The organism is Citrobacter sp. LUTT5 (assembly GCF_009905315.1).
In the GTDB taxonomy this organism is placed as follows: Bacteria; Pseudomonadota; Gammaproteobacteria; order Enterobacterales; family Enterobacteriaceae; genus Citrobacter; species Citrobacter freundii.
Genome location: NZ_CP047606.1, coordinates 1926194 through 1939505, shown reverse-complemented (window position 1 = coordinate 1939505; position 13312 = coordinate 1926194). Strand labels below are relative to the sequence as shown.

Annotated in this window: 17 protein-coding genes; all 17 read left to right on the top strand. The window is 53.6% G+C overall.

All coding sequences use genetic code 11. The features are described from left to right. Positions 1–8: 8 nt before the first annotated feature. The 17 genes from pduE (at position 9) to GUC46_RS08990 (ending at position 13293) form a co-directional block, all read left to right on the top strand. Entirely contained in the window at positions 9–527 is a 519-nt protein-coding gene (gene pduE / locus GUC46_RS09070; protein WP_003030243.1) for a propanediol dehydratase small subunit PduE, read from the top strand. A gap of 15 nt (positions 528–542) precedes the next feature. Further along, on the top strand, positions 543–2375 hold the full coding sequence (locus GUC46_RS09065) for a diol dehydratase reactivase subunit alpha (RefSeq protein ID WP_130714538.1): 1833 nt from the start codon (positions 543–545) through the stop codon (positions 2373–2375). Further along, positions 2365–2715, top strand: coding sequence for a glycerol dehydratase reactivase beta/small subunit family protein (locus GUC46_RS09060; RefSeq protein WP_003844243.1), 351 nt, complete (start codon positions 2365–2367; stop codon positions 2713–2715). Before GUC46_RS09065 ends, GUC46_RS09060 begins: the two co-directional genes overlap by 11 nt. Positions 2716–2734: 19 nt before the next feature. Then, positions 2735–3010, top strand: coding sequence for a propanediol utilization microcompartment protein PduJ (pduJ, locus tag GUC46_RS09055; RefSeq protein WP_001057752.1), 276 nt, complete (start codon positions 2735–2737; stop codon positions 3008–3010). Between the two features lie 24 nt (positions 3011–3034). Further along, complete coding sequence (locus GUC46_RS09050; RefSeq protein ID WP_003839007.1) at positions 3035–3499, top strand: BMC domain-containing protein; 465 nt, start codon at positions 3035–3037, stop codon at positions 3497–3499. Continuing rightward, the gene (locus tag GUC46_RS09045) at positions 3499–4131 is read left to right on the top strand and encodes a phosphate propanoyltransferase (protein ID WP_003839005.1); all 633 of its coding nucleotides are present in this window, start codon (positions 3499–3501) and stop codon (positions 4129–4131) included. The genes GUC46_RS09050 and GUC46_RS09045 overlap by 1 nt, the downstream gene beginning before the upstream one ends. After that, positions 4128–4619: a microcompartment protein PduM gene (pduM, locus tag GUC46_RS09040; RefSeq protein WP_130714537.1), complete on the top strand. Its 492-nt coding sequence runs from the start codon at positions 4128–4130 to the stop codon at positions 4617–4619. The genes GUC46_RS09045 and pduM overlap by 4 nt, the downstream gene beginning before the upstream one ends. Before the next feature lie 3 nt (positions 4620–4622). Then, positions 4623–4898 carry a EutN/CcmL family microcompartment protein gene (locus GUC46_RS09035; protein ID WP_003030211.1) on the top strand — a complete coding sequence of 92 codons (276 nt, stop codon included), beginning with the start codon at positions 4623–4625 and terminating at the stop codon, positions 4896–4898. A gap of 8 nt (positions 4899–4906) precedes the next feature. Further along, the gene (pduO, locus tag GUC46_RS09030; RefSeq protein WP_130714535.1) at positions 4907–5914 is read left to right on the top strand and encodes a two-domain cob(I)yrinic acid a,c-diamide adenosyltransferase PduO; all 1008 of its coding nucleotides are present in this window, start codon (positions 4907–4909) and stop codon (positions 5912–5914) included. Beyond that, a complete protein-coding gene (gene pduP / locus GUC46_RS09025; RefSeq protein ID WP_044701542.1) occupies positions 5911–7296 on the top strand; it encodes a CoA-acylating propionaldehyde dehydrogenase PduP in 1386 nt (461 codons plus the stop codon). The genes pduO and pduP overlap by 4 nt, the downstream gene beginning before the upstream one ends. Positions 7297–7306: 10 nt before the next feature. Next, positions 7307–8419 (top strand): 1-propanol dehydrogenase PduQ, encoded by a 1113-nt coding sequence (locus tag GUC46_RS09020; protein ID WP_044701544.1) that lies wholly within the window; start codon positions 7307–7309, stop codon positions 8417–8419. Further along, a complete protein-coding gene (pduS, locus tag GUC46_RS09015) occupies positions 8416–9771 on the top strand; it encodes a cobalamin reductase PduS (RefSeq protein ID WP_149911059.1) in 1356 nt (451 codons plus the stop codon). Before GUC46_RS09020 ends, pduS begins: the two co-directional genes overlap by 4 nt. A 2-nt stretch (positions 9772–9773) precedes the next feature. Beyond that, on the top strand, positions 9774–10328 hold the full coding sequence (gene pduT / locus GUC46_RS09010) for a propanediol utilization microcompartment protein PduT (protein ID WP_003030201.1): 555 nt from the start codon (positions 9774–9776) through the stop codon (positions 10326–10328). Continuing rightward, entirely contained in the window at positions 10328–10678 is a 351-nt protein-coding gene (gene pduU, locus GUC46_RS09005; protein ID WP_003030198.1) for a propanediol utilization microcompartment protein PduU, read from the top strand. Before pduT ends, pduU begins: the two co-directional genes overlap by 1 nt. A gap of 4 nt (positions 10679–10682) precedes the next feature. Further along, positions 10683–11135 (top strand): propanediol utilization protein PduV, encoded by a 453-nt coding sequence (gene pduV, locus GUC46_RS09000; protein WP_130714532.1) that lies wholly within the window; start codon positions 10683–10685, stop codon positions 11133–11135. Beyond that, positions 11120–12334 (top strand): acetate/propionate family kinase, encoded by a 1215-nt coding sequence (locus tag GUC46_RS08995; RefSeq protein ID WP_003030191.1) that lies wholly within the window; start codon positions 11120–11122, stop codon positions 12332–12334. Before pduV ends, GUC46_RS08995 begins: the two co-directional genes overlap by 16 nt. A gap of 92 nt (positions 12335–12426) precedes the next feature. Next, positions 12427–13293, top strand: a complete 867-nt coding sequence (locus GUC46_RS08990) for an L-threonine kinase (protein WP_003844259.1) — start codon at positions 12427–12429, stop codon at positions 13291–13293. The last annotated feature ends 19 nt before the right edge of the window (positions 13294–13312 follow it).

Genomic DNA, 13312 nt, shown 5'->3' with positions numbered 1-13312 from the left:
ATACCTCCATGAATACCGACGCAATTGAATCGATGGTTCGGGATGTGTTGAGCCGGATGAACAGCCTGCAAGGCGAGTCCGCGACTCCGCCCGCGGCGAGTTCATCAGCACATACCGCGAAAGTCACGGATTACCCTCTCGCGAATAAACATCCTGAGTGGGTAAAAACTGCGACCAACAAAACGCTGGACGACTTCACGCTTGAAAATGTTCTGAGCAACAAAGTGACCGCGCAGGACATGCGCATCACTCCTGAAACACTGCGCCTCCAGGCGGAAATCGCCAAAGATGCCGGACGTGACAGGCTGGCGATGAACTTTGAGCGCGCTGCTGAGCTAACCGCTGTTCCTGACGATCGCATTCTTGAGATCTACAACGCGCTGCGCCCGTACCGCTCAACAAAAGATGAGCTGATGGCTATCGCCGACGATCTCGAAAATCGTTATCAGGCAAAAATCTGTGCAGCTTTCGTTCGTGAAGCGGCAGCGCTGTACGTTGAGCGTAAAAAACTCAAAGGCGACGACTAACTCAGGGACAGGATCATGCGATATATAGCTGGCATTGACATAGGCAACTCATCAACGGAAGTCGCTCTGGCTACTCTGGATGAGTCTGGCGTGCTGAGCATCACCGGCAGCGCGCTGGCAGAAACCACCGGAATTAAGGGCACATTACGTAATGTGTTTGGCATTCAGGAGGCCCTTACGCTGGCGGCAAAAAACGCCGGTATCAATGTCAGCGATATTTCGCTCATCCGTATTAACGAAGCCACCCCGGTCATTGGCGACGTGGCGATGGAAACAATAACCGAAACCATCATCACTGAATCCACCATGATCGGCCATAACCCTAAAACACCGGGCGGCGTCGGGTTAGGCGTGGGCGTCACTATTACGCCGGAAGACCTTCTCAGTCGCCCGGCGGATACGCCCTATATTCTGGTGGTGTCATCGGCATTTGATTTCGCCGATGTTGCTACGATGATTAATGCCTCCGTCCGCGCCGGATACCAGTTAACTGGTGTTATTTTGCAGCAGGACGATGGTGTGTTGGTCAGTAATCGTCTGACTCATCCCCTGCCCATCGTCGATGAAGTTCTTCATATTGACCGTATCCCGTTGGGGATGCTGGCTGCCATTGAGGTCGCAGTACCAGGAAAGGTCATTGAAACGCTTTCTAACCCCTACGGTATTGCAACTGTCTTTGGCCTCAATGCCGATGAGACTAAAAACATTGTTCCGATGGCACGGGCGCTGATCGGCAACCGTTCAGCCGTGGTGGTGAAAACGCCGTCAGGTGATGTGAAAGCGCGAGCGATTCCTGCCGGAAATCTGGAGCTACAGTCTCAGGGTCGTACAGTACGGGTCGACGTTGCAGCGGGCGCCGAAGCGATTATGAAAGCGGTTGGTGAATGCCCAAAACTGGATAACGTTACCGGAGAAGCTGGCACCAATATTGGCGGCATGCTGGAGCATGTGCGCCAGACGATGGCTGAATTAACCAATAAACCCAGTCATGAAATTTTTATTCAGGATCTGCTGGCGGTCGATACCTCGGTTCCTGTCAGCGTGACGGGTGGACTTGCCGGTGAGTTCTCGCTGGAACAGGCTGTCGGCATAGCCTCCATGGTGAAATCAGACCGCCTGCAAATGGCGACGATTGCCCAGGAGATCACGCAAAAGCTCAACATTGACGTCCAGGTTGGCGGGGCCGAAGCCGAAGCTGCCATTCTGGGGGCCTTAACTACTCCGGGCACCACGCGACCACTGGCTATTCTGGACCTCGGCGCGGGTTCAACCGACGCTTCTATCATCAATCCTAAGGGCGAAATTATTGCCACGCACCTGGCGGGTGCAGGCGATATGGTCACGATGATCATTGCCCGTGAACTGGGTCTGGATGACCGTTATCTCGCGGAAGAGATTAAAAAGTATCCGTTGGCGAAAGTTGAGAGCTTGTTCCATCTTCGCCACGAAGACGGCAGCGTTCAGTTCTTCCCTACGCCTCTCCCGCCAACGGTTTTTGCGCGCGTGTGCGTAGTGAAGCCCGATGAACTGGTGCCACTGCCGGGTGAACTGGCGCTGGAGAAAGTACGGGCCATTCGTCGAAGTGCTAAGGAACGCGTTTTCGTTACTAACGCACTCAGAGCGCTACGTCAGGTGAGTCCGACCGGGAACATTCGGGATATTCCCTTTGTGGTACTGGTTGGCGGCTCATCCCTGGATTTTGAAGTTCCGCAGCTGGTCACCGATGCTCTGGCGCATTATCGACTGGTTGCCGGGCGCGGCAATATTCGTGGTACCGAAGGTCCGCGCAATGCGGTTGCGACAGGGCTGATTCTCTCCTGGCATAAGGCATTCGCTCATGGAAAGTAATCTCACCACGCCAGCCATCGTTATCTTCACCAGTGCTGACTGCGCTGACGTCTGGAATGACGTACTGCTGGGTATTGAAGAAGAAGGGATCCCCTTTGTGATTCAGGAGAATGACTCAACTGACGTTATCCACAACGCATGGTTGGCCGCCTGCCAATCACCATTGCTGGTTGGTATTGGCTGTAGCCGTGAAAAACTGGTCGTGCACTACAAAAACTTACCCTCATCAGCACCGCTTTTTACGCTGACGTATCAACAAAATAGCCACGATCGCCGCAGCATTGGTAACAACGCTGCGCGGCTGGTTAAAGGCATTCCGTTCCGGGAATGCCACTCATAACCCACAGGAGAAAAGCAGTATGAATAACGCACTGGGACTGGTTGAAACAAAAGGGCTTGTCGGCGCTATTGAAGCCGCTGATGCCATGGTGAAATCCGCAAACGTGCAGTTGGTTGGTTACGAAAAAATCGGCTCTGGCCTCATCACCGTTATGGTTCGCGGTGATGTCGGCGCGGTGAAAGCAGCCGTAGATGCTGGAAGCGCAGCCGCAAGCGCCGTTGGCGAGGTGAAATCCTGCCACGTTATCCCGCGTCCGCACAGCGACGTTGAAGCCATTTTACCTAAATCCGCATAAGTCGTTGCAACCAAGGAGCACAGCGTGAAGCAATCACTGGGATTACTTGAAGTTAGTGGTCTGGCATTAGCCATCAGTTGCGCGGACGTCATGGCGAAAGCCGCCTCCATCACGCTGGTGGGCCTCGAAAAAACCAACGGTTCAGGCTGGACGGTGATCAAGATAATCGGGGATGTGGCCTCCGTCCAGGCGGCCATTTCCACCGGTGTCAGTTTCGCTGACCAGCGAGATGGACTGGTGGCTCACAAAGTCATTTCCAGACCCGGGGACGGGATCCTGTCGCATAGCGTTGTCCTGGAGCCTGAACCAACGCCCGACCCCATACCAGCCATACCGCATGAAGAGATATTTGTAGACCATGCGGCACCCGAAGCACCGCAAGATGCAGAATTGATTAGCTGCAATTTGTGTCTTGATCCTGCCTGCCCTCGCCAAAAAGGTGAGCCGCGCACACTTTGTCTTCATTCCGGCAAACGAGGTGAAGCGTGATGGATAAACAGCAACTGGAAACCACTGTCGCTAAGGTTCTGGATGAAATGCGCGAGCGCCCGATTCCGCTGGGGATCTCTAATCGGCATATTCATCTGTGCGCTGAAGATTACGGTCGCTTGTTTCCCAATCACCCAATTAGTGAGAAAAAAGAGCTGCTGCAGCCAGGGCAATATGCAGCAGAGCAGACTGTCACGCTGGTGGGGCCAAAAGGTCAGTTAAAAAATGTGCGTTTACTCGGTCCGCTGCGCAATACCAGCCAGGTCGAAATTTCCCGTACCGACGCCCGCACGTTGGGAATTGCTGCTCCGCTGCGGATGTCGGGCAATATTCAGGGCACACCCGGTGTTCGTCTTGTCAGCCCATTTGCTGAACTGGACTTAGCATCCGGGGTGATCGTTGCCCAACGGCATATCCATATGTCGCCGCTCGATGCTCTGATTCTGCGAGTTTCCCATGGTGATAAAGTCTCGGTCGCCATTAATGGCGATGAACGTCGACTGATTTTCGATAACGTCGCCGTACGCGTTTCGCCGGATATGCGCCTCGAAATGCATATCGATACAGACGAAGCCAATGCTGCAGGCGCTGATAATCCCCAGGCATTTGCCACACTGGTGACCTCACGATGAACAACGAACTGCTGCAACGCATTATCGAGGAGGTTGTTTCCCGATTAAAAAAACGCGCGGAAAGCACGCTCACTCTTAGCGTCGCGCAGTTACGGGAAATCGATTCACGGACAGTATGCTGCCAGTACTCGTCGCTCCATCTCCAGCAAGTGGACCTGCCATTTCTGGAGCAAATTGCCGAAGGCTGCCCAGTCAACATGTCGGTGGTAACGATTCACGACGCGCTGGCATGCGGAGTCCGCGTGAAGATTTCACTACAACACCGATTTTTACCCGCAATCCCCGTGAAAAAACTCGCGCGTCTGCCACTGGAGTTCAGTGACGAACTGGGGCGAATCATCTTTTTGCATCCTGAGAAGCTTCTCAGCTATGCCGACGTCGCCCAATTGAGGGATGGCGTACTGGTGTTACGCCGTCGATGTGTCGTGACGGCTCTGGCTCAGGAAGCTGTCAGTCTGCGAAATGTCCAACTAATTAAGCAGGAGTGAGCTATGCATCTGGCACGGGTTACAGGCGTTGTGGTTTCCACGCAAAAATCCCCATCACTGGTGGGAAAAAAACTGTTGCTGGTACGTCGGGTAAGTGCTGACGGAGAGCTTCCTGCGTCCCCAGTGAGTGGAGATGAAGTCGCTGTTGATTCTGTCGGCGCGGGGACCGGCGAACTGGTATTACTCAGCAGCGGGTCCAGCGCCAGACACGTATTTTCCGGCCCTAATGAGGCCATTGATCTGGCTATCGTCGGCATTGTCGACACGCTTTCTCGTTAGGAGGAACTATGGCGATTTATACCCGCACAGGTGATGCCGGAACAACAGCCCTATTTACCGGACAGCGCGTGAGCAAAACGCATCCGCGCGTGGAAGCCTACGGTACGCTGGACGAACTGAATGCGGCGCTTAGCCTGTGCGTTTGCGCGGCGAAAAACCCTCAGCACCGGCAGTTACTTGAAAATATCCAGCTGCAGCTTTTTTGGTTCAGCGCCGAACTGGCAAGCGAAAGCGAAGAACCAACGCCAGAGCAGCGCTACATCAGCTCAGAAGAAATTGCGGCATTGGAAGCTGCCATCGATATCGCAATGGGAAGAGTACCGCCCCTGCGCAGCTTTATTTTACCAGGCCGCAGCGAAGCCGCCAGCCGACTGCACTTTGCCCGAACTCTGGCACGTCGCGCAGAGAGACGACTGGTCGAGCTGTCCACCGAGATCTCCGTCAGACACGTGCTGATGCGTTATATCAACCGCCTGTCCGACTGCTTATATGCGCTTGCACGAGCAGAAGATCATGACGCCCATCAAAACGAAATCATTCAGAAAGTGGCTGAGCGCTATCTCGCTGCCGTTCAACCACCAGCCACAAAGGAGCCGACTATGTCTCTGTCTTTTCAGGAGCTCCACCAACTCACTCGCGCTGCGGTGACGAGAGCAGAAGAACTTCAGGTTCCGGTCGTCATTAGTATTGTTGATGCGAACGGGACCCAAACGGTGGCCTGGCGCATGCCTGACGCATTACTGGTGAGTAGCGAACTGGCACCGAAAAAAGCATGGACTGCCGTGGCGATGAAAACCGCCACGCATGAGCTGACATCAGCAGTGCAACCAGGCGCCGCGCTTTACGGTCTGGAAAGCCATATGCAGGGAAAAGTCGTCACCTTCGGTGGCGGGTACGCATTATGGCGTGAGGGTTTACTCCTCGGGGGTCTTGGCATCAGCGGAGGAAGCGTTGAACAGGATATGGACATTGCAGAAACGGCCATTGCGGCGATTAACGTGAGAACACATCAATGAATACTTCAGAACTTGAAACCCTTATTCGTAACATTTTGAGTGAGCAACTCGCCCCGGCAAAAGCAGAAGTTAAGGGTAACGGTATTTTTCCGTCCGTTGGCGAAGCGATCGATGCCGCTCATCAGGCTTTTCTGCGTTACCAGCAATGTCCATTGAAAACCCGCAGCGCCATCATAAACGCCCTACGCGAAGAACTGACGCCTCATCTTGCTTCACTGGCCGCTGAGAGCGCTGCCGAAACGGGTATGGGCAACAAAGAGGATAAGTTCCTTAAAAATAAAGCCGCGCTGGACAACACTCCGGGTATCGAAGATCTCACCACCACGGCGCTAACCGGCGATGGCGGCATGGTGTTATTCGAGTATTCACCGTTTGGCGTAATTGGTTCTGTCGCCCCCAGTACTAATCCGACAGAGACCATTATTAACAACAGCATCAGCATGCTGGCGGCAGGGAATAGCGTTTACTTCAGTCCGCATCCGGGTGCTAAAAAGATTTCACTCAAGCTGATTGCCATGATTGAAGATATTGCTTTCCGTTGCTGCGGAATTCGTAATCTTGTCGTCACGGTCACAGAACCCACTTTTGAGGCTACCCAGCAGATGATGGCGCACCCTAAAATCGCAGTTCTGGCGATTACCGGTGGCCCAGGCATTGTTGCTATGGGCATGAAAAGCGGGAAAAAAGTCATCGGCGCAGGCGCAGGAAATCCCCCCTGCATTGTTGATGAAACGGCCGACCTGGTTAAGGCGGCGGAAGATATCATCAATGGCGCATCCTTTGATTACAACCTCCCCTGCATTGCTGAGAAGAGCCTGATTGTTGTTGATGCCGTTGCCGAACGACTGGTTCAACAGATGCAGTCTTTTGGTGCGATGCTTCTCAATAGAGAAGAGGTAGACAAACTGCGAGCCGTCTGCCTACCAGAAGGCATAGCCAATAAAAAACTGGTAGGTAAAAGCCCGGCAACCTTACTGGAAGCAGCAGGAATACCAGTTCCGGCAAAAGCACCTCGATTACTGATAGGCATCGTCCAGGCGGACGACCCGTGGGTTACCAGCGAGCAACTGATGCCAATGCTCCCCGTCGTAACGGTGAGCGATTTTGATAGTGCATTAACGTTGGCCCTGAAGGTTGAAGAGGGATTGCATCACACGGCCATTATGCATTCGCAAAATGTGTCACGTTTGAACCTTGCCGCGCGCACGCTTCAGACCTCCATCTTTGTGAAAAATGGCCCCTCTTACGCCGGGATCGGCGTTGGTGGTGAAGGCTTTACAACCTTCACTATTGCGACGCCAACCGGTGAAGGAACAACATCTGCGCGCACTTTCGCACGCTCTCGTCGTTGCGTGCTGACAAACGGTTTTTCTATTCGTTAATGGGGCCGTTATGAATAGCTTTTCACTGCAAACTCGATTGTACAGCGGCCAGGGAAGTCTGGATGTGCTCAAGCGCTTCACGAATAAGCATATCTGGATTATTTGCGATGGTTTTCTCGCGCGTTCTCCCCTGATTGAAAAGCTGCGCAACGCTCTGCCAGCGGATAACCGCATCAGCATTTTCAGCGATATCACCCCCGATCCCACCATCAGCACTGTAGTTCAAGGGATTGCACAAATGCAGTCCCTGCGGCCGGACATCGTGATGGGTTTTGGTGGCGGCTCAGCACTGGACGCCGCAAAAGCCATCGTCTGGTTCAGCCGCCAGTTCGGTATTGAAATTGAAACCTGTGTCGCAATTCCCACTACCAGCGGTACGGGCTCCGAGGTAACCAGCGCCTGCGTGATTAGCGATCCGGATAAAGGCATTAAATATCCATTGTTTAATAATGCGCTTTATCCAGACATGGCCATCCTTGATCCAACGCTGGTCGTCAGCGTACCGCCAGCCATAACCGCGAATACCGGCATGGACGTGTTAACGCATGCGTTGGAGGCATACGTGTCCACGAAGGCCAGCGACTTCACCGATGCACTAGCTGAAAAAGCGGCTCAAATCGTCTTCCAGTATCTGCCTGTCGCCGTCAGCAAAGGCGAATGCCTGGCAACCAGAGGGAAAATGCACAATGCGTCAACGCTCGCGGGAATGGCATTTAGTCAGGCTGGACTGGGGATCAATCATGCGATTGCCCATCAGTTGGGCGGTCAGTTTCATCTGCCACACGGACTTGCCAATGCGCTGCTGCTGACCCATGTCATTCATTTTAATGCTCGCGATCCGCGGGCTGCGAAGCGCTATGCCCGTTTCGCTAAAGCCTGCCATTTATGCCCGGATAACGCGAACGATACAGCGGCATTGAATGCGCTCATTCATCATATCGAGCTACTCAAAAAACAGTGTGCGTTGCCTTCTTTAGTTGACGCGCTTAAAGACGGAAAGCAAGCCTGGTCGCAACGTATCCCGGTGATGGTTCAGGCCGCGCTGGCTGATGTCACGCTGCAAACCAATCCTCGTGTTGCCGACGCCAGTGCCATGCAGGAACTGCTTGAGGAATTATTATGAAGACAGCCATGACGGCAGAGTCCACGCTCTATGATGCGCAGACAATTCGCGAACGCGTTCGCGCAGCGGGTGTTGTCGGAGCCGGAGGCGCAGGCTTTCCTGCTCACGTAAAATTACAAGCGCAGGTCGATACTTTTCTGGTCAATGCGGCTGAATGTGAGCCAATGCTGAAAGTTGACCAGCAGTTGATGGCCGTCCAGGCTGAGCGACTTATCCACGGCGTTCAATATGCCATGACGGCTACCGGAGCCAGTTCCGGAATTATTGCGCTCAAAGAGAAATACCAAGAAGCTATCAATGCATTAACGCCCCTTCTGCCTGCCGGGATCCGCTTACATATTTTGCCCGATGTCTACCCGGCAGGTGACGAGGTTCTGACCATCTGGATGGCAACAGGCCGGAGAGTTCCGCCTGCCGCGCTGCCGGTCAGCGTCGGCGTAGTGGTCAATAACGTCCAGACCGTGCTCAACATCGCGAGAGCAGTTGAGCAGCAGTACCCCGTTACGCGTCGTACCTTGACCGTTAACGGCGCAGTCGCCAGTCCCATCACACTCACAGTCCCTGTCGGCATGTCTTTACGTGACGTTCTGGCGCTGGCCGGGGGTGCAACCGTTGACGATCCCGGCTTTATTAACGGTGGTCCGATGATGGGCGGCCTGATTACTTCACTGGATACCCCAGTCAGCAAGACCACCGGGGGCCTGCTGGTTTTGCCTAAGTCTCATGCGTTGATTCAGCGGCGGATGCAGGATGAACGCACTGTGCTTTCTGTTGCAAAAACCGTTTGCGAGCAGTGCCGTTTGTGTACGGATTTGTGCCCAAGGCATTTGATCGGTCATGAATTATCCCCGCATCTGCTGGTTCGTGCGGTTAATTATCAGCAGGCGGCCACGCCGCAGCTACTGCTCACGGCCCTGACCTGCTCAGAATGCAATGTGTGTGAAAGCGTTGCCTGTCCGGTTGGGATTTCGCCGATGCGAATCAACCGCATGCTTAAACGCGAGCTGCGGGCGCTCAACCATCGTTATGAAGGGCCGCTAAATCCTGAGGATGAAATGGCGAAGTACCGGCTGATCCCGGTTAAGCGCCTTATTACCAAACTGGGCCTTAGCGACTGGTATCACGATGCGCCACTGGCTGAGACTGACTACTCCACAGATAAAACGACGCTGTTGTTACGCCAGCATATAGGTGCCAGCGCCATCCCATGTGTAGAACAAGGCGAACGCGTTATTCGCGGTCAATGCGTTGCCGATGTGCCGTCCGGTGCATTAGGCGCGCCTGTTCACGCCAGTATTGACGGTATTGTCAGCGAAATCACTGAGCAATCCATCACGGTAATAAGAGGTTAAACATGTCTCAGGCTATAGGGATTTTAGAACTCACCAGCATTGCCAAAGGAATGGAAGCTGGCGATGCCATGTTAAAAAGCGCGAATGTGAATTTACTGGTCAGCAAGACCATCTGCCCGGGAAAATTTCTACTCATGCTCGGTGGTGACGTAGGTGCCGTACAACAGGCGATTGCCACTGGAACATCTCTTGCTGGCGATATGCTCGTTGATAGTCTGGTACTCCCCAACATTCATGCCAGCGTACTCCCCGCAATCAGCGGACTAAACAGCGTAGATAAGCGCCAGGCAGTTGGTATTGTCGAAACATGGAGCGTTGCTGCCTGCATCTGCGCCGCCGACAGGGCGGTTAAAGCCTCCAACGTCACGCTAGTCCGCGTCCATATGGCATTTGGTATTGGCGGCAAGTGCTACATGGTCGTTGCCGGCGATGTATCCGATGTGAATAACGCGGTAACGGTTGCCAGTGAAAGTGCGGGTGAAAAAGGCCTGCTGGTTTACCGCTCGGTCATTCCTCGCCCGCATGAAAGCATGTGGCGACAGATGGTGGAGGGATAATGGAAAGGCAACCCACCACGGATCGAATGATTCAGGAATATGTACCTGGCAAACAGGTCACATTAGCGCATCTTATCGCTAATCCGGGTAAGGATTTGTTCAAGAAACTGGGATTACCTGATTCGGTTTCTGCGATCGGTATTCTGACCATTACCCCTAGCGAAGCCTCAATCATCGCCTGTGATATCGCCACGAAATCAGGGGCGGTAGAGATTGGTTTTCTCGACCGGTTTACCGGCGCGGTGGTACTGACGGGCGATGTTTCAGCCGTTGAGTACGCGCTGAAACAGGTAACCCGAACGCTGGGCGAAATGATGCGTTTTACCGCGTGTCCCATCACCCGGACGTAATCTCATGAAACGTATCATGCTAATTGGTCCCAGCCAGTGCGGTAAAACGTCGCTCACGCAGTGCATGCGCGGAGAGGTGCTCCACTATCAGAAGACCCAGGCCATAGTCTGGTCTCCTACGACAATAGACACACCGGGTGAATATCTTGAGAACCGCTGCCTGTACAGTGCGCTGCTGGCCAGCGCCTGTGAAGCGGACATTATTGCGCTGGTACTCAATGCTGACGCGCCGTGGTCACCATTTTCTCCCGGTTTTACCGGACCAATGAACCGACCCGTTATTGGCCTCATTACCAAAGCCGATTTAGCCAACCCGCAGCGTATTTCTCTTGTGGAGGGCTGGTTAGTTCAGGCTGGCGCGCAAAAAGTATTTGTCACCAGCGCGCTGGAGAATACCGGGGTCGATGAGATGTTCATTTTTCTGAATGCAAAGGAACCTTCATGTCTCACAAAATAATGGCCATTAATGCAGGTAGTTCCTCGCTTAAGTTTCAACTACTGGCGATGCCGCAGGGTGAAATGATCTGCCAGGGGTTGATAGAACGTATCGGTTTGTCTGATGCACAGGTCACCCTAAAAACACCAGCGCAGAAATGGCAGGAGACTTTGCCTGTAGCAGATCACCGTGAAGCCGTAACGTTGCTTCTGGAAAAACTGCTCAACCACCACATTATCAGCAGTCTGGAAGAGATCGACGGCGTGGGCCACCGCGTCGCACACGGCGGGGAATCCTTTAAAGACTCCGCCCTGGTAACTGATGAAACGCTGGCAGAAATCGAGCGCCTCGCGGAACTGGCTCCTCTGCATAACCCAGTAAATGCGTTGGGGATCGCGGTATTCCGCCAGCTATTGCCCAAAACGCCAGCCGTTGCAGTGTTCGACACCGCGTTTCATCAAACGCTTGATGAGCCTTCTTTCATCTATCCCCTGCCCTGGCGTTACTATGTCGAGTTGGGTATTCGTCGTTACGGTTTTCATGGTACCAGCCACAAATACGTTAGCTCACAGCTTGCTGAAAAACTGGGTGTGCCACTCAGCGCCCTGCGCGTTGTTTGTTGTCATCTGGGCAACGGCAGCAGCATCTGCGCGATCAAAGGCGGACAATCGGTGAATACGTCAATGGGCTTTACACCACAGTCTGGCGTGATGATGGGCACGCGAAGTGGCGATATTGATCCATCCATTTTGCCCTGGATAGCCCTGCGAGAAGGCAAAACACCCCAGCAGCTCAACCAATTGCTCAACAATGAGTCCGGATTGCTCGGTGTTTCTGGCATCTCACCTGACTACCGCGACGTTGAACATGCCGCAGATACGGGCAATCACCAGGCTGCGCTGGCGTTGACGCTTTTTGCTGAGCGCATTCGTGCCACCATTGGTAGCTATATTATGCAGATGGGCGGTCTGGATGCCCTGGTGTTTACCGGTGGTATTGGCGAAAACTCCGCACGGGCGCGCGCTGCGATTTGCCGTAACCTGAATTTCCTGGGTCTGGCCGTTGATGAGGAAAAAAATCAGCGTAATGCCACCTTCATTCAAACGGAAAATGCGATGGTCAAAGTAGCAGTGATTAATACCAATGAAGAGCTAATGATTGCGCAAGACGTTATGCGTTTAGCGATATCTGAAACTGTGACATTGGGCATTCCTGCATAATACTGCCGCACCGCAAATTGCGGCAAATCATGGTAATAGCGCGATCGCCATGACACTATGCGCCGAGGATTGCTGATCACATAGGTGAAGACGTGGCTGTTGCGCAATGTCCCGCATCGTGCGGAGAACTTATCCAGGGCTGGATTCTGGGCAGTGAGAAATTGGTCTCCTGCCCGGTTGAATGGTATAGCACCGTTGAGGTCACTTCAGGTTCACCGCTGACAGATGAACGTCCACTTTCGCGGGCAATGGTTGAGAGGTTATTGCTGCACTGGCAATACCCGGCACACATGAGTCAGGATATCCGAATAGATGTCCAGTCAACCATTCCTGTCGCTAAAGGGATGGCCAGCAGCACAGCGGATATCGCCGCCACGGCAATCGCCACGGCACAGTATCTGGGGCATCAGCTAGACGAATCCACTCTGGCGCAGCTTTGCGTTTCGCTGGAACCTACCGACAGCACCGTTTTCCGCCAGCTTACGCTGTTCGATCATAACGACGCCTCCACGCAAATTGCCTGTGAATCCCAGCCACAACTCGATCTGCTGGTTCTCGAAAGCCCGGAAACCTTGCTTACTGCTGATTATCACCGTACTCCACGTCAGTCAGGGCTACTGGCGGGCGCCCCAGCTCTGAAACGCGCATGGGAAAAGGTACAGGAAGCCTGTATCAGTCAAAACCCTTATCGGATGGGCGAAGCCGCCACGCTGAGCGCGATCGCCAGCCAGTTGCTGTTACCTAAACCAGATTTTGATTCACTATTAGCACTGGTAGAAGAATGTGATTTATACGGCGTCAACGTCGCGCACAGCGGCAGCGTCGTCGGTCTGATGCTCGACAGAAGGCGTCATGATGTGGACTACATTAAATGGATGCTGACGCAGAAAAAATTGACAGTGCACTGGCCGGAACAACATTTGTTGCGGATGGTAACTGGCGGGGTCGAACTGCAATAAGGGCCGCCGCTAAGCAGCG